At 71.3% G+C, this 20,203-nt stretch carries 18 protein-coding genes, 3 pseudogenes and 1 riboswitch; of the genes and pseudogenes, 8 read left to right on the top strand and 13 right to left on the bottom strand.

The genetic code is table 11. The features are described 5' to 3' along the window. The first annotated feature begins 559 nt into the window (after nucleotides 1-559). Nucleotides 560-1,711 carry a DUF3103 family protein gene (locus OG609_RS42095; RefSeq protein ID WP_327277584.1) on the top strand — a complete coding sequence of 384 codons (1,152 nt, stop codon included), beginning with the start codon at nucleotides 560-562 and terminating at the stop codon, nucleotides 1,709-1,711. A gap of 558 nt (nucleotides 1,712-2,269) precedes the next feature. Here OG609_RS42095 and OG609_RS42090 read toward each other — a convergent pair. The 4 genes and pseudogenes from OG609_RS42090 to OG609_RS46565 all read right to left on the bottom strand — a co-directional run. Beyond that, nucleotides 2,270-2,508: pseudogene (locus OG609_RS42090) on the bottom strand (heme-binding beta-barrel domain-containing protein); the annotation flags it as partial. A gap of 272 nt (nucleotides 2,509-2,780) precedes the next feature. Beyond that, a complete protein-coding gene (locus OG609_RS42085; protein ID WP_327277583.1) occupies nucleotides 2,781-4,061 on the bottom strand; it encodes a hypothetical protein in 1,281 nt (426 codons plus the stop codon). A 333-nt stretch (nucleotides 4,062-4,394) separates the two neighbouring features. Then, a pseudogene (locus tag OG609_RS42080) lies at nucleotides 4,395-4,581 on the bottom strand (alkene reductase); the annotation flags it as partial. Nucleotides 4,582-4,663: 82 nt separating this feature from the next. Further along, the gene (locus OG609_RS46565; RefSeq protein ID WP_442818046.1) at nucleotides 4,664-4,822 is read right to left on the bottom strand and encodes a hypothetical protein; all 159 of its coding nucleotides are present in this window, start codon (nucleotides 4,820-4,822) and stop codon (nucleotides 4,664-4,666) included. A gap of 36 nt (nucleotides 4,823-4,858) precedes the next feature. On the opposite strand from OG609_RS46565, the gene OG609_RS42070 reads away from it, so the two are divergent. From OG609_RS42070 to OG609_RS42060, 4 genes and pseudogenes are all read left to right on the top strand, one after another. Next, nucleotides 4,859-5,398, top strand: coding sequence for a caspase, EACC1-associated type (locus tag OG609_RS42070; RefSeq protein ID WP_327277582.1), 540 nt, complete (start codon nucleotides 4,859-4,861; stop codon nucleotides 5,396-5,398). 285 nt (nucleotides 5,399-5,683) lie between these two features. After that, nucleotides 5,684-5,767: pseudogene (locus OG609_RS46560) on the top strand (hypothetical protein); the annotation flags it as partial. A gap of 51 nt (nucleotides 5,768-5,818) precedes the next feature. Then, complete coding sequence (locus OG609_RS42065; protein ID WP_327277581.1) at nucleotides 5,819-7,189, top strand: WD40 repeat domain-containing protein; 1,371 nt, start codon at nucleotides 5,819-5,821, stop codon at nucleotides 7,187-7,189. A 209-nt stretch (nucleotides 7,190-7,398) separates the two neighbouring features. Continuing rightward, on the top strand, nucleotides 7,399-7,917 hold the full coding sequence (locus tag OG609_RS42060; RefSeq protein ID WP_327277580.1) for a DUF1203 domain-containing protein: 519 nt from the start codon (nucleotides 7,399-7,401) through the stop codon (nucleotides 7,915-7,917). Nucleotides 7,918-8,184: 267 nt separating this feature from the next. On the opposite strand, the gene OG609_RS42055 is transcribed toward OG609_RS42060, so the two are convergent. Both OG609_RS42055 and OG609_RS42050 read right to left on the bottom strand, forming a co-directional pair. Beyond that, nucleotides 8,185-8,361, bottom strand: a complete 177-nt coding sequence (locus OG609_RS42055) for a hypothetical protein (RefSeq protein WP_327277579.1) — start codon at nucleotides 8,359-8,361, stop codon at nucleotides 8,185-8,187. 144 nt (nucleotides 8,362-8,505) lie between these two features. After that, complete coding sequence (locus OG609_RS42050; RefSeq protein ID WP_327277578.1) at nucleotides 8,506-8,778, bottom strand: DUF6225 family protein; 273 nt, start codon at nucleotides 8,776-8,778, stop codon at nucleotides 8,506-8,508. A 511-nt stretch (nucleotides 8,779-9,289) separates the two neighbouring features. Between OG609_RS42050 and OG609_RS42045 the strand changes: the two genes are divergently transcribed. Together OG609_RS42045 and OG609_RS42040 are read left to right on the top strand one after the other, a co-directional pair. Further along, a complete protein-coding gene (locus OG609_RS42045; protein WP_327277577.1) occupies nucleotides 9,290-9,877 on the top strand; it encodes a metallophosphoesterase in 588 nt (195 codons plus the stop codon). A gap of 385 nt (nucleotides 9,878-10,262) precedes the next feature. Beyond that, nucleotides 10,263-12,077: an ABC transporter ATP-binding protein gene (locus tag OG609_RS42040; RefSeq protein ID WP_327277576.1), complete on the top strand. Its 1,815-nt coding sequence runs from the start codon at nucleotides 10,263-10,265 to the stop codon at nucleotides 12,075-12,077. Nucleotides 12,078-12,441: 364 nt separating this feature from the next. Here the strand turns inward: OG609_RS42040 and thiD are convergent, their stop codons facing one another. The 4 genes from thiD to OG609_RS42020 all read right to left on the bottom strand — a co-directional run bounded on the left by thiD (nucleotide 12,442) and on the right by OG609_RS42020 (nucleotide 16,185). Then, nucleotides 12,442-13,239 (bottom strand): bifunctional hydroxymethylpyrimidine kinase/phosphomethylpyrimidine kinase, encoded by a 798-nt coding sequence (gene thiD, locus OG609_RS42035; protein WP_327277575.1) that lies wholly within the window; start codon nucleotides 13,237-13,239, stop codon nucleotides 12,442-12,444. After that, nucleotides 13,236-13,913, bottom strand: coding sequence for a thiamine phosphate synthase (gene thiE / locus OG609_RS42030; protein WP_327277574.1), 678 nt, complete (start codon nucleotides 13,911-13,913; stop codon nucleotides 13,236-13,238). Before thiE ends, thiD begins: the two co-directional genes overlap by 4 nt. Then, nucleotides 13,910-14,719 (bottom strand): hydroxyethylthiazole kinase, encoded by an 810-nt coding sequence (gene thiM, locus OG609_RS42025; RefSeq protein ID WP_327277573.1) that lies wholly within the window; start codon nucleotides 14,717-14,719, stop codon nucleotides 13,910-13,912. The genes thiE and thiM overlap by 4 nt, the downstream gene beginning before the upstream one ends. 53 nt (nucleotides 14,720-14,772) lie before the next feature. Further along, nucleotides 14,773-16,185, bottom strand: coding sequence for a purine-cytosine permease family protein (locus OG609_RS42020; protein ID WP_327277572.1), 1,413 nt, complete (start codon nucleotides 16,183-16,185; stop codon nucleotides 14,773-14,775). Next, a riboswitch (TPP riboswitch) is annotated at nucleotides 16,177-16,271 on the bottom strand. (Overlaps the previous gene by 9 nt.) Nucleotides 16,272-16,580: 309 nt before the next feature. Between OG609_RS42020 and OG609_RS42015 the strand changes: the two genes are divergently transcribed. Continuing rightward, on the top strand, nucleotides 16,581-16,754 hold the full coding sequence (locus OG609_RS42015; RefSeq protein ID WP_327277571.1) for a hypothetical protein: 174 nt from the start codon (nucleotides 16,581-16,583) through the stop codon (nucleotides 16,752-16,754). 262 nt (nucleotides 16,755-17,016) lie between these two features. Here OG609_RS42015 and OG609_RS42010 read toward each other — a convergent pair whose 3' ends face one another. The 3 genes from OG609_RS42010 to OG609_RS42000 all read right to left on the bottom strand — a co-directional run bounded on the left by OG609_RS42010 (nucleotide 17,017) and on the right by OG609_RS42000 (nucleotide 20,188). Then, nucleotides 17,017-17,277 carry a hypothetical protein gene (locus OG609_RS42010; RefSeq protein WP_327277570.1) on the bottom strand — a complete coding sequence of 87 codons (261 nt, stop codon included), beginning with the start codon at nucleotides 17,275-17,277 and terminating at the stop codon, nucleotides 17,017-17,019. Nucleotides 17,278-17,493: 216 nt separating this feature from the next. Next, nucleotides 17,494-18,522, bottom strand: a complete 1,029-nt coding sequence (locus OG609_RS42005) for an alpha/beta hydrolase (protein WP_327277569.1) — start codon at nucleotides 18,520-18,522, stop codon at nucleotides 17,494-17,496. A gap of 55 nt (nucleotides 18,523-18,577) precedes the next feature. Beyond that, a complete protein-coding gene (locus OG609_RS42000) occupies nucleotides 18,578-20,188 on the bottom strand; it encodes a phosphodiester glycosidase family protein (RefSeq protein WP_327277568.1) in 1,611 nt (536 codons plus the stop codon). Between the last annotated feature and the right edge of the window lie 15 nt (nucleotides 20,189-20,203).

Below are 20,203 nucleotides of genomic sequence, written 5' to 3'. Positions count from 1 at the left end.
CATGTTTGTGGGGCCGAACCTGAGGCAGTGGATGTCGGAGGCGTCGTCGGTCTGTTCGGCACACCGCTTCGCCTCGGCGATGTGGGCGTCGACCGCGGTCTGCTGGTCGGGGCGGGCGGCAATGACGGACGCCCCGAGGTGGAGCCGCCCGGTGACGGCAACGGCCTCGGCCGCTCGATCACCTCGATCGCCAAGCTGCTGGGCACCGTCCACCGAAGCCGGACGCTGTGCTGCCCCTCAACGGCGACAGCCGGCCTGGCGCCCGCCGAGGTGACCTGCGGCACGTACGGTCGCGCTCCGTGTTGGGTCGAGGTGAAGGCCGGAGCGGTCTGTTCGACGGGGCAGCGCGTGCGGTGGGGCGGGGTGATGGGTTCAGCGGCGGGAGTGAGGGCGCGGGCAGTTCGCCGGGGTCTGCCCGGCCGGGCGAATGAGCCGGAGAGATTTTGCGCTGGGATGGTTTGCCGATGCCTTGTCATGCACATTCATCCAGACGGGTCTACCCGCATAGACAGGACCCGCCCGTCACCGTAATGCACCACTTATTCAGCAGGAGATCGCCTTGAGTGCATCCACTCCGCTGCGTGCAGCCCTGACCGGGGTTGTTCTGGCCGCAACCGCTCTGATCCCCCTTCAGGGCACCGCGCTGGCAGCGCAGACCGAGACGGCCGAGACCGCCACCACCCCGGCGTCCTCGGTCTCCGGGATAGAGGACGCAACCGCTCTCGCCCTCGCCAGGTCCCTGGCCGATCCGGCCTGGAAGAGACAGGTCCGCACAGCCGCGGTGGCCGCGGACTCGGTGGACCTGCGGGCGCTCACCAGCGGCTCCACCACGGCCGCCGGCAAGAGCCTCGCCGCAGAGATGGCCACTGCCGACCAGGGCGTCGCCGCCGCCAAGGGCCTGGGCAGCGACGTCGGTTCGCTGCTGCGCCTGGGTCTGGCGGACGCCTCGATGAAGACCGGGCTCACCGCGGGTACGGCTCCGCTGGTTGCCGCCGCCCCGTCCGACGACGCCGCCACGTTCACCGCGTACGACAGCCGGGGCACCGCCCACGAGCTGGCCGTCGACACCGTCCCCGACCGGCCTGTCTACCTCGTCGACATCGACGGCGCCAAGGCCGTCACCGCAGGGCTGAAGGTCGTCAACGAGGTCCTGGAGTCGGAGGGGCTCGACGTCCCGGTCCCGGCCGCCGAAGTGAGAGCCGGAGCGCCCCTGGCCGCGACGGGCATCGACACCACCCTGATCAACTCGGTGCGGATCTCCGACGTCAAGGAGCCGGGAATCAAGGGTGATGCCGAGATCTTCACCCTCGTCACCGGCTTCGGCAAGGACGGCAAGCCGCGCGTCGATACCGTCGAGATGCCGTACCTGAACAAGGCCGCCACCACGTACTACCCGAACCAGGTCCTCGTGAACTGGTCGAACTACAAGTACAGCATGGCCGACGCGGTCATGATGGAGGACGACGGCGACACCAACTACCAGGCGCTCGCCAAGGCCATCGTCTCGGTCCTCCTGACGATCACCGACCAGGGCGCGTACATACCCCTCGCCGACGCACTCCTGGACGCCGTCCCCACCTCCTGGTGGACCGACGACCCGGACTACGTCGACTCCTGGTACACCCTGGCCAAGACCACCAGCGGCACGCGCAACGGCGCGGCAGCCAACGGCTGGATGAACGTCTCCCCGTACTACGTGCCGGCGCTCTGACCCGACACACACCGAACCAGCACCCCTTCCCCGCCGGCCGGCCTTCCCCCACGGGCCGGCCGGCCCTCGCTCAGCGCCAGAGAGGCGCCATCAGCTCCTCGCCCCCGACAGCCCTCCCCCGCCCTGGGAGAAGACCCGCCCACACCCGGCTCAGGCTTGCCCCGGCCCCTCGCCCGCGACCGGCGACACCCCGGGGAAAGCCGACCCCAACCCAGATGCCGGTACAGCGAGAACGGGCGCGGCGTGCGCTCGTTGCTCCGTCCGGCGGGCAGCACGGGCCCGTAGAAGAGGGACTGCGCGCTCGGCGCCTCGTTGGCCTTCTCCACGCGCAGGCTGAAGGGCATCGGCACGTCCACAACGTCGCCCGGCCGCCAGTTGCGGTGCAGCGTCCGCCGGTGCCGCGCCCCTCCAGTCGTCCAACAGGCCGACGCCACAGGTCAGGCCGACCCGAAGGCGACGCCGGTCAACCCTGCCTCGCATCCGGCCGCCCGGTCACCGGGTCCCAGGTGGGGCCCTCGCCCGACGCGGCCGGGCGCGCGTCATCGCGCGCCCGGAGCCCGGCTCGCCGTCGAGCAGCCAGGCGCGCGCCTCGTAGCGCAGAGATGGCCTCCCCTCGTGGCTGAAGGTGACCTCCTGGGCGTACACGAATTCCTCGGCGAGCGTCGGCTACCCGCCGCGGCCCCGACCGCCCAGGTGCCGAGGAATCCGATCAGCGGCGCCAGCAGTGCATGCGGCGCAGGTGCTTCATCCGGCCGGAAGGCGTCAGGACACGGGTGCTTCTGGGCGGGGTCGAACATGCTGTGCGCTCCTGGGGCGAGGCCGGTGCCGGATGGCAGCCCAAAGCGTGTTGACCTGAAGCGTCGTCGACGCGGCTGGTGGCTGGTTGGCGAGTGCGGTGTGGAGCGGTGGTGGTGCGTCGCCTGCCCTGGCTGCCCGGTGGGTCGACGGTGTCGATGCCGACGCCGAACGTCCCTGCGTACCGGTACACAGGTCCACGTACCCGGGGACCGCGGAGCGGGCCGCCAGCGTCGCGGCCTCGCCGATGTGGCCATGGCCGGGGTGGTGGCTGTCAGAGGCGGATGCGGTAGACGCGCCTGGTGTCTTCGTGTTCGGCGAGGCACCAGAGCGAGCCTCCCCCGGCCCGTGGCTGGTAGCTGAGGTCTTCCGGCCCCAGAGTGAGCTTGCCACGCGGCGCGGTCATCTTCGCGCCCCAGGGCCTCTGCAGCCAAAGACTTCCCTGCTTCGGGCCCTTGGGCGCAGCGGGTTTCACGGGGGCGTTGGCCGAGTAGTACGTCCGGTCACCGACGCAGACCGCGCCCTGCACCCTGGCGATGCGCAGCGGCCAAGTGGAGGCGGCCCGCTCTGCGGTGATGTAGCCGGCGCTGTTCAGGTTCCAGCGGACCGCCACGCCGTCGCGGCTCTTCTCGAAGTACTCGCTGACGACAAGCGACTGAGCGGCCCCCTGGGTGCGGTCCAGGGACACCTGGGAGTACGCCAGGTTCGCCGACCAGCCGGCGGGCCGATACACATGATGCAGGGGCATGACGTACCGGTAGCCGTGCGCGTAGTACTTCTTGTCTCCGGCGTGATAGCCGCACCAGCTCTTGGCGCGCTCCCGGGTCTCCCCCGTCGACCCGCGGGACACCTTGAGCATCCTGGTGGTGTCGAAGACATACAGGCCCCGGTTCCTGTCCGCCACGTACAGCCACTTCCCCACCCATGCGATGCCCCCGGCGTGGAGGGTGGTGACCTTGAAGTCGAAAGGCTCGCCCGACTCCTTGGTGGGCTCGACCAGCAGGACGTGGTCGTACCGCGGGCGGCTCGACGCCCCGGTTCGGGTGACGTCGATGACGGACACCTTGGCGCCCTGGTTGCCGGCCGTCTGCTTGTCGTACCAGGAGACGAGGGCGACCGTCTTGCCCCCACTGCCCGGTACGGAGCCGCCATAGGCGTCGTGGCTGGTGGTGATGCCCTGTGGGTACCAGCGCTTCCCGTGGGCGTCCTCGCGGTACGAGGACCTCGCGTCCCACCCGAAGGCGAAGTCGAACCGGTCGGGCTTCGGGGCGGAACCCGGGCCGTCGCGCCAGTCACCGGGCGCCGAGGCGCGCCGCTCGGCCCTGTCGAGCACGTCGTCGACGAGGTCGGCCACGCCGAGCCGCTGCCTCGTGATCAGCCCCTGAGTGGCGGCCGCCCACGTCGTGCCGGTCGGCGCTCCGTCACGGTCGTACATCCTCAGCCCGTACCCCGGCTCCGCCGCCCGCGCCACGGACGGTACGAGCAACCCTCCGGCCGTCACCGCGAGGGGAACGGCCGCGATGCCCTTGAACAGAGCTCTGCGTGTGGTGTCCATGCCCAGCGACAGTAGGGGCGCACCGGCCGTTCCGGCCCTGCCTGTCCCGTCCGGGACATGTCCGGGACAGGGGCGCCGGCCGCAGGACCGCCGACAATCCGGCCGCTGCCATCGAGTTCACCGGACCGCTTGAGCGGCTGGAGGCTACACGGACCGCCCGTGCCGTCCTGCACGAGGTACAGGCACCCCAGAGGATCACCACTCTCCTCAAGCGATACCGGGCCCTGAAGAGCCGGACCAGGGCCCGGCCCCGCCGCGCGGGCGGCTCCGGCTGAGCTGCACGGCCCGCTCCGGTTCCGCCCGCCCGCCGGCCCCGCCCGCCGCAGACCGGAGTCAGGCCCAGTACTGGTGGGCCGAGTAGGTCAGGTAGCCCGCATCACCGCCCTGGTAGTACGTGGCCTCGTCGACGGGGGCGATCGGAAGTCTGCCACGCAGCCGCTCGACCAGGTCGGGGTTGGCGATGAAGGCGCGGCCGAAGCTGATGAGGTCGGCACAGCCCGAGCCAGTGGTCGGCGGCCCCGACCCGGGTCATCGGGGGCATGACCACCCGGTTGGGCAGCGTCAGTCCGCCGAGCCGGTAGCTGATGAAAAGGGTCGCCACGTCAGGGCTCCTTCGCGGTCCGCAGCGCCCGGACCGTCCAACGGCTGTACGCCGCAGGCCTGTCCAGCCGCACCATCGTCGAACTGCTGCCCTGCGTCGACGCGCCCAGCGAGGAGAACTCCGACTCCGCGCCGGAGAGCGCGACCCGCTCTGCGCGCATATCGCCGATCTCGTACAGACCGGCAGCGGCGGCCGCGTGGCGCTGTCGGATCTGCCCGGCGCCGCACGCTCGGCTCAGGCCGTCGCAGCGGTGCTGCGGGAGAACTGCGGCATGGACAGCAGGGTCACCGAGGTCATCGACCCGGAGGGGCCGACCGAGGTGCTCGCCGCCGTGCAGACCGCCATCGACGCCTCCGAGGGCGGAGTCGTCCTCTTCTACTTCATCGGCCACGGTCTGGTCGGCCCCGGGCGGCAGTTGTACCTCGCCACATCGGGCACTTCCTCGGCCGACGACACCGTCCACGCCGTCCCCTACGACCAGGTGGGCAAGCGGCTCGGTGAGGCCGCGGCAAGCACGGTGGTCGTCCTGGACTGCTGCTTCTCGGGCCTCGCGCAGGCCGCGCCGCAGGAGTCGTACCGCGAAGTCATCACCTCGGCCCGCCCCGAGGGCAGCTTTCTGCTGGCCGCGGCGACGCACTACGCGGCCTCGTTCGCGCCCGCAGGCGCGGAACACACGCTCTTCAGCGGGGAGTTGCTGCGGCTGCTGACGGAAGGAGCCTCTACGCGGCCTATCTGACGGAGACGCCGGTCGAGGTCTCGGCAGGGCATCGTGAGCCGGTGCTCAACCTGGCGTTCAGCAAGGACGGAGATGTGCTGGCGACCAGCCAGCGCCGCGGGCGGATCCAGCTGTGGGACATCTCGCGCCGGAACGTGCCCGTGAAGGCGGGGACATTGAAGCTGAAGGGCAGCGCGGCCATCGCCTTCCACCCGCGCGCCCGTCTGCTGGCGGCGCAGACGGCCACGGAACTCGCCCTGTGGGGTCACCGACCCCCGGCGGCCCGAGAGACTCGCCGCGCGGGGCATCCCCGAAGGCACCACGTACACCCTGAGGTTCGCTCCGGACGGCCGGACGCTGGCGGCGGGGAGCGCCGAGGGCCGCCTGCGGCTGTGGGACGTTTCGAAGCCCTCGGCGCCGCTGCTGCGGACGGACCGTACGGTGGCTTCTGCCGCACTGATCTCGCTGGCGTTCCGCCACGACGGCCTGCTGGTCACGGGCAACGGCATCAGCGGGAAGGGCGCGGCGGAACGGCCGGGCGAAGTGCGGTTGTGGAACGTGCGCGACCGGGCGCGGGCACGGTTGCTGGACACCGCCACGACCCCCTCGGTGATGGCGGTCGCCGCCCACCCGACACGGGATCTGCTGGTCGCGACCGGTGCGGAAGGGAAGATGGCCTGGTGGACGGTGGAGGGCGGCCGCCGGCACCTCCGCAGCGCGGACACGGCCGAGGGGGCCGATCCGCGTCTGCGGTTCGCGCTGCCCAAACCGTGGGAAGCCCGTTACTTCCTTCCAGGGACCGATCGTCCGGTGCTGATGGCGCACCGGTGGACGGAGGGCACGGAGGACCACGCGTTCCGGCTGTGGGACTTCGGCGGGGACGCGAAGAGGCCTCCGGTGCCGGGAGCAGAGATCGCGGTGAAGGCCTCGGACGTGCGCACGGCGGTGTCCGCGGACGGCAGGCTACTGGTCGTCGGCGGCTGGGCCGCCGGCACGGTGCAGGTGTGGGACATACGGGACGTCCGCCGCCCGGTGCGGCGCGCAACGCTCCCCGCGGTGCCGGTCGCGGGGTGGGAGAGCCTGTTCTTCCTGGGCGACCGGGGGCTCGCGGTCGTGGACCGGGTCGAGCCGGGGCGGGGCAGGCCAATGGACCTGCGCATCTGGGACCTCACCGACCCCGCCGAGCCGGTCAAGGGCCCCCTCCTCAAGGACGCGGCCGTGGGGCAGGCAGGTTACGTGCCCTCGACACGGCTGCTGATGCACGACGCTCCAGCCCAGCGGACCCAGCTCTGGGACATGCGAGACATCCGCAACCCCGGAGAGGCGGCCCTGCTGCCCGCCGCGTCCGGCGGCTATCAGCCGGTCGGGAAAGGCGTCCTGGCGACGACGCTCACCGACGGAACCGTGAAGTTCTGGGATGTGAGCGACCCGTACAAGCCCCGGGAGATGGACGAGATGCGCTTCGACCGGGCCCTCACGGACATCAGGCCGTCGCCGGACGGAAGGTGGGTCCTGACGGGCGACCCCTACCGCATCTGGGCGGCAGAGAAGGACGGCAGATGGCGCACGCCGGCGATCGCCACCGTGGAAGGCGTGAAGGACCTGAAGCTGCTGCCCGACGGCAGCCCTTTCATGGCCGTGGTTCCGGACGGCGATCTGGAAGGGCGGTACTCGAAAGGACCCACCTACCTGATCGACTTCGACACCGACCGGATCTACCACCGGCTGTGCACCACCCACCCCCTCAGCGTCGAGAAGAAGCAGTGGAAGGCACTGCTCCCACACCTGGACCACCGGCCGTCCTGCGACTGACTGTTCTCACCACACGGGCAGAGGCTCACCGCAGGAGCGCGACCCGATTCCCCTGCGACAAAGCCATCAGGAATCCACGGCACCGTCACCGTCGCAGCCATCCGGCTCTGGCTCCGTTCGTGACCTGCCGAATACAGCGCGGCAATGCCGCAGACCTTCGCGTCTGATTCCCGCCAGCACGCCAAGGGCCGGCCGCCGACACTGGCCCCATGACCGCGTACACGCCTCTCCCCATCCCTCCCGCCGCACTCAAGGAACTCCGCGACATCGATGACGCCGGGCGGCCGCTGCGGCCGTACACCGCGCGCGAGGACGGCGTTCCCCTCGATTGCGTGGGCAGCCCGCTGCGCTGCTGCCTGCGGGCCATCGAGCCCGGCGAGCGGGTCGCCCTCGTCTCATACGCGCCGCTGCGCCGCTGGGCGACGGCAACTGGGGCCGACCCCGGAGCCTACGACGAAGCGGGGCCGGTATTCATCCACGCCGACGAATGCGCACAGCCACGGGAAGCCCAGGGCTACCCCTTCGCGCGACCGGGGGCACTGCGCACCATCCGCCGCTACAACGCCGAGGGACACATCGTCGGGGGCCTCTTCTTCGAGATCCCGGACAACGCCGACGTCGGGTTCGACCGGGTCTTCGGGGAAGCGTTCGCCGAGCCGGAGGTGGCACTGGTACACGTGCGGGCCCTGGAGTACGGCTGCTTCCAGTTCGAGGTAAGGCGACCGTAGGCGACGCCCTGCGGACGGCCGCCCGCAGGCTTCACGGCCATTGTCATTTCCGCCAGTACCAACACGTTGTCCGGCCTGAACCGCCGGACTGGCTGATGGTCTCGGCGTTGCGGATCGCGCTCATCGCGGGGGCCCTTTCTCGAAGTGGACTTCACCGATGTGCCAGCCCACCAGCACGCCCCCGGGGCCCGGCAAAAGAGGCATCGTGCCACCAGCAGCTCTACGCCCGCACCGTGTTCGGAGGACTCATCCCGAGAACCTGACGGCTCAGCAACTGGGTGTCTCCCGCTGCGCGGGGTCGGCGGCGGGCGAAGGCCGGCCGGCGCGGTTCGTCGCGCTTGCCCTGGGCGGCGGCAGCTCGTGCAGCCGTGCCAGCCGCTCCCGGGGAGGTACCTCGCCCAGCCATGACCAGTCGGCGATCAGCACACTGATGTCCAGTCCCATGGGCGTGAGCGTACTGACCGCCGCCGGCGTCAGCCGCCGCGGCGATGCTGCTGACCCGTCAAGAGTCGAACCGCAGGAATCCGCGGCCTGGCAATGACGGCACCGAGCCGGGAGCTCCCCCGCCGGGGAGTGACTGCGGCGGGTTCAGTCGAGGACGTCGTACTCGTCGGCCTTCCAGTCGGCAAACAGGGTCAGCGCCTTCTCGGTCTCCGCGCGCTCGGGCGAGGTGGAGGTGGCCGGCCACCAGTTCTCCACGTGTTCGGCGTTCACGAGCACGAAGTCGCGGTAGCCGTCGAAGTCGCCGGGGTCTTCGGCAACACCGATGTGGATGGGTGTGTCATCGGGCAGGTCTTTGATGGCTTCGCGGAGCTGTGCGGCGTTCCATACCTGCGGGGCGTGGTCAAAGGTGTCGGCCATGGGCACAGGATGCAGGACCACACCGGAAGTCCACGTGAGGACACGGCTGTATCCCGGGCCAGAGCGCTGATCCGGGGTACAGGGGGCCGGGGTGAAGAGCTGGTCACCGGGTAGTGAACCGAACCCCGCCGGTGGACACGGTACCGGGCCGGTCAGGCCGTGGTCGGCCCGTGTCGGGGAGGTCCCAGTCGTCGGGCAGGTTGAACAGGCGCTGTGCCCGGCGTTCGTTCTCCTGCCGTAGCGCGGTGGCCCACAGCGGGGGGTCTTCGCGCGGGAGGCAGGGGCAGACCATGCGGTGCGCGGTGCGCGATGCGGCACTGGGCGCCGGGGAGGGGTTCGGCGTCCCACAGGTTCCTTCGCCCGGTCGGATGTCCTGCGCGACCCCCAGCGCGTACGCCCTGGGGGGCTGCCCACTGGAAATGACCTCGATCAGTACGCGGCCCACCCGGACTGTCACCCGGGCGTCCTCGGGAAGATTTACTCCGTCCGAGGCGGCCGCAAGTCCGGCCCCGTGTTCAGACAGCGTTCCCCCTCGGCATGCGACATCGGTATCCCTGCCCCATTCGAGGGCTTCCCGCACTTCCAGGACTCTCCCGGGGTTCGGAGGTTCGTCTCCCACGAACCCGACGACGGGCTCGCGGCGGTCCTCGCCGACGCGACGCAGGCGATCACGGAGGCCGCGCTGGTGGTCGCCACCGGAGACCTGGCGGACATCGGCGAGCCGGGTGCGTACGAGCGGATGGGCGAGGTCCCGGACACGCCCCCCACCCCGGTCTACTGCCTCGCCGGCAACCACGACCGGCAGGACACGTTGCAGGCGTGCCTGCCCCGCCCCAACGTACACCTGGAGTCCGCCGTCGGTGTCGGGAACTGGCTGATGCTGTTCCTCGACAGCGACGCGCACGGCCGCGAGGTCATCGGCGAGGTCGTTGTGCAGGCTGGTGAGGCTGTTGTTGAGAGCAGCGTTTTCGGACTTGGCTCGCTGGAGTTGGTCGGCGAGCTGATGGTTGTGGTGGGTCAGTTCGCCGACGCGCGTGGTCAAGTCTCTGTTGCTGAGAGCGTCGAGTTGTTGTCCGAGCCGGCGACGCAGGGCGCGTGACGCAGCCGTTCTCGCTCTTCTCCGAGCTGTCGGATTCGGTGCGGAGAACGGCTGGAGCCGCGGGCTGGTCCGGGCCCGCTCTCCGGCGAGGCGCTCGTCGGGGCGCCGGCCTCGCCGACGCCTGTGCAGCGGCTGCGGGTAGCCGTCGGCTGAGAAAACGCTTGGACACCGCGGGCGCCCCGCGGGACACTGCGATTCCTGGCCTCCCCGTACTCGCGCGGATGCGTCGCCACGAGCAGCGCGGGGGCTCCGCCGTCGTGCCCCGCCTCCGGAAGACGACCTGGGCGAAGGCACTCACTCGAACCGAAGCTCCGCACGGACATGGGGCAACGGCTTCTCCCCGGAGAAGCGCGTGACGAGCTGCCGCACGACAACACAGGGGTGGATGGGATTGCCTGAATCACGCGAGGTTCCGCCCGGCGGGGGCTCGGTGCTCCTCGCCCTTCGTTACTACGGGCGGGAGTTGGCCCGGCTCCGGCGGCTGACGGTGCCCGCGATGCTGCTGCCGGCGCTGGGCAACATCGGCATCAACTACATCGCGCCGCTGCTCGTCGCGAAGCTGGTCGGCCGGATCGCCGGCGACGCCGGAATCGCCATCGGCCCGACGCTGCCCTACATCCTCGGCTTCGCCGGCGTCCTGCTGCTCGCGGAGGCGCTGTGGCGCGTCGGCCTGCACTGCCTGAACCGCCTTGACGCCCTCGGCATCGAGCACCTGTACGTGATCGGCATGGACGAGCTGTTCGCCAAGGACGCCACGTTCTTCCACGACAACTTCGCCGGGTCGCTGACAAAGCGGGTCCTGAGCTTCGCGTCCCGCTTCGAGGAGTTCGTCGACACGCTGACGTTCTCGGTCGTGGGCAGCTTCGTGCCCCTGGTGTTCGGGTCGGTGGTGCTCTGGCACTACGAACCGCTGCTCGTTGTCGGGCTCTTGGCGATGATCGCGCTGACGGCGCTGTGCGTGACGCCCCTCATCCGCCGCCGCCAGTCGCTCGTCGACCAGCGTGAGGAGGCGATCGCCCGGGTGTCTGGCCACGTCGCCGACAGCCTGATGAACATGGACACGGTCCGGGCGTTCGCCGCCGAGGAGCGCGAGGCCGCCGAGCACCGTTCCCGCGTCGCGGTCTCGCGGCGGCTCACGTTGCGGTCGTGGGACTACGGCAACCTGCGCATCGACACACTGGTCGCACCGATGTCCGTGCTGACCAACGCGCTGGGCCTGCTGCTCGCGGTCGCGATCGGCGGGGGCGGGCACGGCGTGGAGGCGATCGTGGTCGCCTTCACGTACTACACCAACGCAACGCGGATCATGTTCGAGTTCAACCAGATCTACCGCCGCCTGGAGAGCTCGATGACGGAGGCCGCGCAGTTCACCGAACTGCTGCTGCGGCCACCGACCGTTCTCGACCCGGCATCGCCGCAGCCGCTGCTGTCCCGGGCCGCCGACGTCCACTTCGAGCACGTGACCTTCGCCCATGCAGGCGCCGAGCCGCTCTTCGAGGGCCTCGACCTGGCTGTGCCCAGCGGGGCGAAAATCGGCCTCGTCGGCCGGTCCGGCGGGGGCAAGACCACGCTCAGCCGGCTGCTGCTGCGGATGACGGACATCGACGCCGGCCGGATCCTGATCGGGGGTCAGGACATCAGTGCGCTGCGCCAGGCCGACCTGCGCAGCCTGATCGCCTACGTGCCGCAGGACCCGGCGATGTTCCACCGCACGCTGCGGGACAACATCACGTTCGCCCGGCCGGACGCCACCGACGCCGAGATCCGCCGCGCGGCCGAGGCGGCGCATGTCACGGAGTTCGCCGACGCGCTGCCGGACGGCTTCGACACCATGGTGGGCGAGCGCGGTGTCAAGCTGTCCGGCGGACAGCGCCAGCGGGTAGCCCTCGCCAGGGCGATCCTTCGCGACGCGCCGATCCTGCTGCTCGACGAGGCGACCAGCGCCCTGGACTCCGAGAGCGAGATCCTCGTCCAGGAGGCGCTGTGGCGGCTCATGGAGGGGCGGACGGCGCTCGTGGTGGCGCACCGCCTGAGCACGGTCGCCACCATGGACCGGCTCGTCGTCCTCGACCGCGGACGGATCGTCGAGCAGGGCACGCACCAGGAGTTGCTCGCGTCGGACGGCGCCTACGCGAAGCTGTGGCAGCACCAGTCGGGCGGCTTCCTCGACGACACCCCCGCGCGGGCCGACCTGCACTGAACGCGAGCCCTGCGGGTGTGGCCCCGCGCGTGCCGACACCCTCGTCCGTACTGGTCGCACGGTTCTGCCTGGTTCGTGGGGGTTACCCCGGCCCGGTGCCGCTGCTGCCGGCCCGGGCGGTTCGACCCTCATGCCCGGCCGGCGCCGACGGGCCGCCACGCTTCATGAAGTGACCCCGCACAGGCAGCGCTGCAAGGCCCGACGAAGAGGGAGTCAAAACGGACGCGCCGGACAGCCCTGATGCCGGCGCTTTCGTGACGAGGAATCCGGCACGGAGCAGGACCACAGCCAGGAACGTCTCCACACAGGCACCGCCCGGCGGGGCCCATGTCGCGGCCCGGCGGTGCGGGACTCATCCACTGGCTCAGGCGCGCCCGTGGATCCGCCAGCCGTGGTCCACCGGCCCGATGCCGGCCCCCAGCGCGAACCCCGCCGCGATCGCCACGGTGACGTAGTCCTTGGCCCGGCGTACCGCATCCGGTACCGGGTGGCCCTGCGCCAGGCCTACCGCGATGGCCGAGGCGAGCGTGCAGCCCGTGCCGTGGGTGTGGCGGTTGTCGTGCCGCAGGGCGCGCAGCCAGTGCTCCTCCTCGCCGTCCGTCAGCAGGTCCGCCGCCTCGCCCTGCAGGTGTCCGCCCTTCACCACCACCCAGCGGGGCCCGTACGTGAGCAGCCGCGCGGCGGCACGGCGCATGCCTGCTTCGTCCGTCACCGTGATGCCGGTGAGCTGCGCGACCTCGTCGAGATTCGGCGTGGCCACCGTCGCGACCGGCAGCAGCGCGGTCCGTACGGCATCCAGCGCGTCATCGGCCAGCAGCTTGTCGCCGTGCTTGGACACGCTCACCGGGTCCACGACGACCGGGGCCGCCACGTCCGACAAGAGCTCGGCGACCACCGTGACCAGCTCGGGCGAGGAGAGCATCCCCGTCTTGACCGCCTGGACACCGATGTCGTCCACGACACTGCGGTACTGCGCGCGCACCGCCTCCACGGGGAGTTCCCATGCGCCCTGCACGCCCAGGGAGTTCTGTGCCGTGACCGCCGTGAGCACGCTCATTCCGTGGGCGCCGAGCGCCAGCATGGTCTTCAGGTCGGCCTGGATTCCGGCTCCTCCGCCGGAGTCGGATCCGGCGATCGTCAGCACGCGGGGCGGCGCGGTCATGCGTGGCTCTCCTCTCGGTTGCAGGTCCATGCCCGGGCGTATGCGCGGGCCGCTGTTCGGGGGTCCTCGGCGGCGCAGATGCCGGAGACGGCGGCGGCACCCATCGCCCCGGCATCTCGCAGGCGTGGCAGGTCGGCCGGGGTGACGCCGCCGATGGCCACGGCCGGCAGGTCACTGAGCCGGGCGAGGCGGGCGAAACCGGCATGGCCGAGTGCGGCCGGGGCATCCGCCTTGGTCCGGGTCGCGTGCAGCGCGCCGATGCCGATGTGGTGGACGCGTGCCGGATCCCCGGCGGCGGCGCGCAACTCGTCGGGGGTGGCGGCACTCAGGCCCAGGACCGCGTGCTCACCGATCAGTTCGCGTACCGCGGCCGGCGGCAGATCCGACTGGCCGACGTGGACCCCGGTGACGCGCGCCCCGGCTGCCCGGGCCGCCAGGAACACGTCCACACGGTCGTTGACGATCAGCGCCACCCGTTCGGGGACGACCGCGGCCACCTCCAGAACCGTACGCAGGAACGCCCTCCCGGCGGCGTGCTTCTCCCGGATCTGCACGGCGGTGACGCCTCCGGCCACCGCCAGGGCGACGGTCTCGGCCACGCTCCGGCCGCGGGCCGCGCACTGGGCTGCGTCCGTGACCAGGTAGACCGACAGATCCACCGGTGTCACGGTCACGAGAGCACCGCCGGCTCGGCGAGGTCGGATTCCTCCAGCGCGGCGAGCGCGTCCAGGAACGAGACGGCGAAACTGCCGGACCCGCAGGCCTCCTTCGCGGCGAGCTCGGCGGCGACCGTGTACACGGCCACGGCGGCCACCGTCGCGGCGAACCGGTCCTCGTCGACCGCCGCGAAGGCCGCCATCACCGCACCCAGCGCACAGCCGCCACCTGTCACCCGGGTCAACAGGGCATCCCCATGGGCGATCCGGGCACAGCGCACCCCGTCGGTGACGAAGTCGACGGGCCCCGACACGGCGACCACGCAGTCGGTCGTACGGGCCAGCGCGCGTGCTGATTCCTCGGCGGCCTCGACGCCGTGGGAGGAATCCACGCCGCGACCGCCATCGCCCGCGCCCGCGAGCGCGATGATCTCGGACGCGTTGCCCCGGATCACAGCCGGCCGCAGCTTCAGGAGCTCTCGTGCCAGCGCGGTGCGTACCGGCAGGGCGCCGACCGCCACCGGGTCGAGCACCCACGGCGTACCGGCCGAAGCCGCTGCCCGCGCGGCCTCGACCATGGCGGAGCGCTGCTCCGCGTGCGGGGTGCCGAGATTGACCAGGACGCCTGAGGCGATCCGGGCGAACGGGCCGGCCTCTTCGGGAATGTCGACCATGGCCGGTGAAGCGCCCAGCGCCAGCAGGACGTTGGCGGTGAATCCAGTGACCACCGAGTTGGTCAGGCACTGCACCAACGGGGAGTCCGCCCGCACGCGTGCGAGGGCCTGTGGGACGAAGACGGCGGGATCGGCAGATGTCGAGGGCATTCGGATTCGCTCCGTGCGGGAGGGGATGGTGTCGGGACGCCGGGGGACGGCGGTCAGTCCTGCGGTCGGTGACGCAGCCGCAGCGGGGCGTATACCGCCAGGGCCACGAGGAACGCCACGTAGTACGAGAGGTCGGCGCCGTGCAGGGCGGCCGACACCGGGCCCACGTACAGACTGGTGTCCATGAACGGTACGGCGGCGGCGAAGGCGACGACGAACGCCAGCAACGGGGGCCATCCGGGTTGTGCCCGGGCGGTCTCGGCGGCGAGGTCGATCGCGGCGCCGCCCCTCGCCCGGGCCCGGGCGAGCCAGTCGACGACGATGATCGCCACGAAACCGGGAATCCAGTAGCCGACGAACAGCAGCACGTTCTGGAAGCGGGCCGTGGTGTCGGCAGCGTGCATCCACAGCACCAGAGGGAAGCCGAGCACGGCGGCGAGGGCGGCCGCCGCCGGGCGCGGAAGGCGCACTCCCACGGTCTGCAGCGCCAAGGAACCGCTGTAGTCGTTCATGGCGTTGCTGCTGAGGGCCGCCAGCGCCACGGCGAGCAGCCCGAACGCGCCCAGCGCCCCGCCGCCCAGCAGCTCGTCCACACCCGCGGCGGTCTGGTCGGTCAGCACCGAGGCACCCCACAGGCCGAGTGTCTGGACGGCCACGAAGGACGCCACAAGGCCGAGCAGCGTGCACCAGAACATGCGTGGGCGCGAGGTGGTGCGCGGCAGGTAGCGGCTGAAGTCGCTGGCGTATGGAGCCCAGGACAGGGTCAGACTCAGCGCGATGGTACTGGTCAGGACGAACGCGCCGACCTGGTCGGCGCCGTGCGCGGTGCCGCTGCCGCTGCCGGCGGGGTGGACACCGTCGAGCAGCCGCCAGGCGATCAGCGCGAATGCGGCCGCGAGCACGAAGGTCATGACGATCTGAAGCCGGTGGATGGCCTCGTAGCCCAGCACGCCGAGGACGCCCTGGGCCACCAGCATGACCAGGACACCGAGCCAGAACGGCCAGCCGCACAGCCGCGCGAGCGCGTCCCCGCCGAACAGCCCGATCAGCGCGTCCCAGGCGACCGAGGACAGCCACTGCAGGATGCCGGGCACCGCCACGCCGCGGCCGAAGGCCAGCCGGGCCAGCGGCAGCTGCCCGGCACCGGTCTGGCTCCCCCAGGTGCCCAGGTAGGCGGTGGGCACCGCGCCGAGGACGGTGCCCAGCACGACGGCGGTGAGCGCGGCTGCGAAGTCCAGGCCGAGGGCGATGCCCACGGTGCCCGTGAACACGCCGGTCATGGTCAGATTGGGAGCGAACCATACGGTGAACAGGCGCCCGGGACCGCCGTAGCGGTTGCTCTCGGGGACCGGCTCTATACCGTGCGCTTCGACACGGAGGTCGCCGGGGGCCGCCGGCATCCGTCCGTCGAAGACGGTCTGCCGGCCGTCGGCGGGCAGACCGCCGGATACATGCGCCAAAGGCATGGAAGACATCCCTCCGCCAGTACGAACTGGTTCAGGTTCGACGGGTGTGATCTCAGCCCTCGGATGGGGCACCCCGTGTCCGGTACGACGGACAGACTAACCCGATCGCTCCGGCCCTCACATCGCCGGGACCAGGTACTCCGAAAGGATCTCCGACAGGAACAAGGGGCTGCTCGGCCCGGATGGTCTTGCCGTCGCGGTCGCAGCGGGCGCCCCAACGGGAGGCGAGCCGGGCCACCGGGAACAGTCCGCGGCCGCCCTCGTCGCTGGTGCGCGCAGCGCAGGTGCGGGGCGCTGAGACTGCCGTCGGAGACCTCGCGGATGCGCAGGGAGAGCGGGCCGCACGCGTGCCGGATGGCGTTTGCCGGCCAGCTGACTGACTGACCATCAGTTCGGTGGTGAGGACGGGTGGTTGCAGACCTTCGGTCGGCAAGCTGACGGGTGGTGAAGATACGCGCGCGGGCGACCTGCGCGGGGTCGACCGGCAGCTCCCGGTGGACGGCCCGTCCTGCTTCCAGAACGCGGGGGCGGGCAAGGAGCGGGGCCGCGTCACCGGTTCGGGGCCCTGACAGCAGGGTGGTCGCCACGGCACCGCAGAGCTGCTCGAGCGATCGTACGGGGCCGGCCATGGTACGGGGCAGCTGGTCGGGCCCGGCGTCCATATCCCGGTCCGGTGCCTGGAGGAGGCCGTCGGTGCACAGCACGGGGACGGAGCCTTCCCCGAGTCGGCGTTCAGCGGTCTCGAAGGGCAGCTCGCCGCGCGGCCTGCCCCAGCGCCTCAGCGTCATCGCAGCACATGACCACCGCGATGCCCTCCCTCCGCGTGCTCGCTCACTTCTGGCTGAGTTCGATGTGCTCGGTCAGGTTGCCGACCTCCCTGCCGAGTTTCTGCACGGGGTCGGCGAAAGCGGCCAGGGCGGACTCGATGTCGACCGCTACGGCCGTGTGATGCTCCATGATGGCTGCGTGCTCCAGCCGTGCCCACACGGCGGCTTCTGCCACCAGCGCGTCGCGCTGAGGACTGGCAACCGGGTGCTGGGATGCCTGGGTAAGCAGCTCGCGGGCTCTCTGGGCAGGGGTGATGTCGTTCATGGACCGAATCTTTCCAGCGGAGGCGGGGCGACGTGCGGATTCGGGGGCGGGACACCCGGAGCGAGCCGGTGGTGGAACTGGCGCAGCGTGCAGACGAGATCGCCGTGACCGGCGACGATCCCACGATCTCCCTTGGCCGGCCGGGGGCTCGTCCCAGACACGGCTGGCCATGGCGCGGCGGGGATGCCCGGGCGGATGATCTCGGCACATGACCGTTCAGCCGTCGGCCCGCAGGGCGTGGAGCAGCATCGGTAGCGAGGAGTGCAACTCACGCTGCCAGTACGGCCAGCCGTGGGTCCCCGGTCCGTAGAAGTGAGTGGTCACGCGCTTCGCACCCTGGCGTCCGAGCTCGCTCGCAAGGGCCTGGTTCTGCCTGTTGAAGTCCGCCTCGAGCGCGCTCGAGGTGCCCGGCGGGTCCAAGGGGCCGGTGGTGCCGTCGCCGCAGGACAGGTAGACGGGGATCGACTTGAGGCGCTTGGCCAGGTGGAATGGGTCGTGGTCCGCCCAGATGTCACGTTGCGCAACCGGGTCGCCCCAGACCCTCAGCGGGTCATTGCCCTGACCGGCGAAGAATCCCATGATGCGGTTCACCGACTCGTCGTTGAGCAGCGGGTGCACAGAGCCGGAGTACGCCGCAGCCGCCTTGAACATCCCGGGGTGCCGGGCGGCATACAGCAGGGCGCCCTGGCCACCCATCGAAAGTCCCGCCACGACGCGGTTCCTGCTCGCGCCCCAGTCGTGCTCAAGGAGGAGGCGCAGCTCCTTGGTGTGGAAGGTCTCCCACGCCGGGTCACCGCCCTGGCCGTAGTTCCACCAGTCGCTGTACCAGCCGTCCCAGCCGGCCTCCGGCATGACCACGAGGACGTCGCGCAGGCTTTCGGTCCGCGCGACGTCGGTCCGACTGGTCCACGACGTGTAGTCCCCGCAGCAGCCGTGCAGCAGCCAGAGGGTCGGCCAGCGCCGGCTCCGGTCGCCCGGATCCCAGCCATCGGGCGTGAGCAGACGAACGTTCACCGTCCGGCCGCCGAGGGCCGGTGAACGGACCGACAAGTCGACCTGCCGGTCGGCGACCTGGGTGACCGCGACCACCTCGGCACCCCGGGACGAGGGCCCGAACCCGCCCGCTCGCCCGGCAGGTGACACCGTCGACGCGGTAGCTGGCGCCGACGGGGTCGACGCCAGGGTGAGCAGCAGCGCGGCAAGGACGAGCAGGAGGCGGGCTCGGCGGATCGGGACGGCGGTCATGGCGGCTCCTGGCGGTCGAAGGTCGTCGGCTCGGGCGTTCTCGGACCGGGCCGGGTCAGCCCCGGTCGGGCAGGATCAGCAGTGCGTCCCCGACGGGGCGTTCACCGGCCGCGTCGGACGGGTCGTTGATCACTTCTCCGTCGACCACCATGGTGGTCGACCCGCCACCGTCAAGATTGACCGCGTCGCGCAGGCCGAGTGCCCGGGCGACGGCGGCACTCTCGGGGATGCTCAGCCCGAGCGCGTCCGTGCTGCGTCCGTCGGCCGTGACCAGTACGGTCCTGCCGGCGGCGTCCACCCCGGCCAGCGTGCGTGGATTGCGCTTGTGCACCCAGCCGTAGTAGAAGCTCGCGTTGCCTGGCTGCACCATCCCGTCGGTCGCAGCCGTGACGTGCAGGCGTCCGTCGCGGACCAGTTCGGGACCGCCGTTGAGAATGCTCGTCGCCGGTGACGGGGAGACTTTACGGCCGCTGCCGTCCCGCAACGTCCTCTCGACCCGCAGGGGCCGGCCGGCCTGCGCCAGGGCGGCCAGCTCGGCGACGCGGGTGCCGGTCGCCTGCACGGAGCTGCCGCCGGCCGGCAGCGGTCCGCCGCGTGGTGAGCGCAGCTCCAGGACCCGTCCGCGGGTGTCCAGTACGGCCTCGAGGCCGTCGCCCTGCGGCGTCTGCCGACCGTATTCAGGCGTGAAGGCGACGAGCTCGTCGCGGTCGGTGCAGGTCACGTCGTGCAGGGGCAGCGAGGTCGGAGTGTCGTCGGCGGTGCCGCCGCAGTTCCTGATCAAACCCGGCACGCGGTCGATGCCGTCCAGAGGTTGCGACGCGTCCCGGCCGACGACCCGTCCCTTCCAGGTGAACCGGGCGACCTCGCTGTGCCGGCCGGAGTCGCGCATCACCAGGCCGGGGCGCCCGTTCACCGGCTCGCTCAGCAGCCGGCCGTCGTAGACGCCGACGCCCGCCGGATCGCCCGGCGCTCCGGCTCGCGGGTCGAGGACGAAGAACCCGGCGTTGACCGCTGCGGTCGCGCCGGCCGCGGCCGCCAGCTCACTGGTCTTCTCGCGGTTCTCCAGATCGGGACCGTACGACGCCTTGAGCCCGCCGCGGAACCGGTCCGGGTCGATGGTGAGCACGTCGATCCGCCACGGGCCACGGTCCTCGGGGTTGCCGTCCCAGCCGGTGTACACGACGGACCCGGCGTGCCCGGCCCCTTTCAGCCGGGTGAGCTCGGCCGTCGCGGCGGACTGCGAGTCGAACTGCCCGACCCGGACCCGCCACCCAAGCGTTCCAGCGGTGTAGTCGGCGACGGCCGGAGTCGTGACTTCCTCGACCCGGGCGTCGAAGCCGTTCCCCTGAACATCGGCAGTCAGCTCGTCGGCGCTCGCCCGGTCCTTCAGCGCCGTCGGCGGCGCGTCGGGGTCCGGCGAGGTGGCACCGCCGGGTATGGAAACCTCGACCGTCCACGCAAGCGCCGGGGCGTCGCCACCGCGCACGATCCGCGTGAGGGTGACACCGGGCTGCAGCGTCCGCGTGCTGCGGGTCTCGGTCAAGCCGACGGCGCCCAGCGGCAGGGCACCTGAAGGCCGCGGCTCGGAGGAGGCAGGCGCCGGCAAGGCGCCCACCAAAGCCAAGAGGGCCAGGACCGTGGACGCGCCGAGCAACTTGCTGTTCACGTACCCCCCTTGGAA

This window comes from Streptomyces sp. NBC_01224, from assembly GCF_036002945.1.
Classification (GTDB): Bacteria; Actinomycetota; Actinomycetes; order Streptomycetales; family Streptomycetaceae; genus Streptomyces.
The sequence above is the reverse complement of the archived record's forward strand: the minus strand, read 5'-3'. Positions and strand labels throughout refer to the sequence as shown.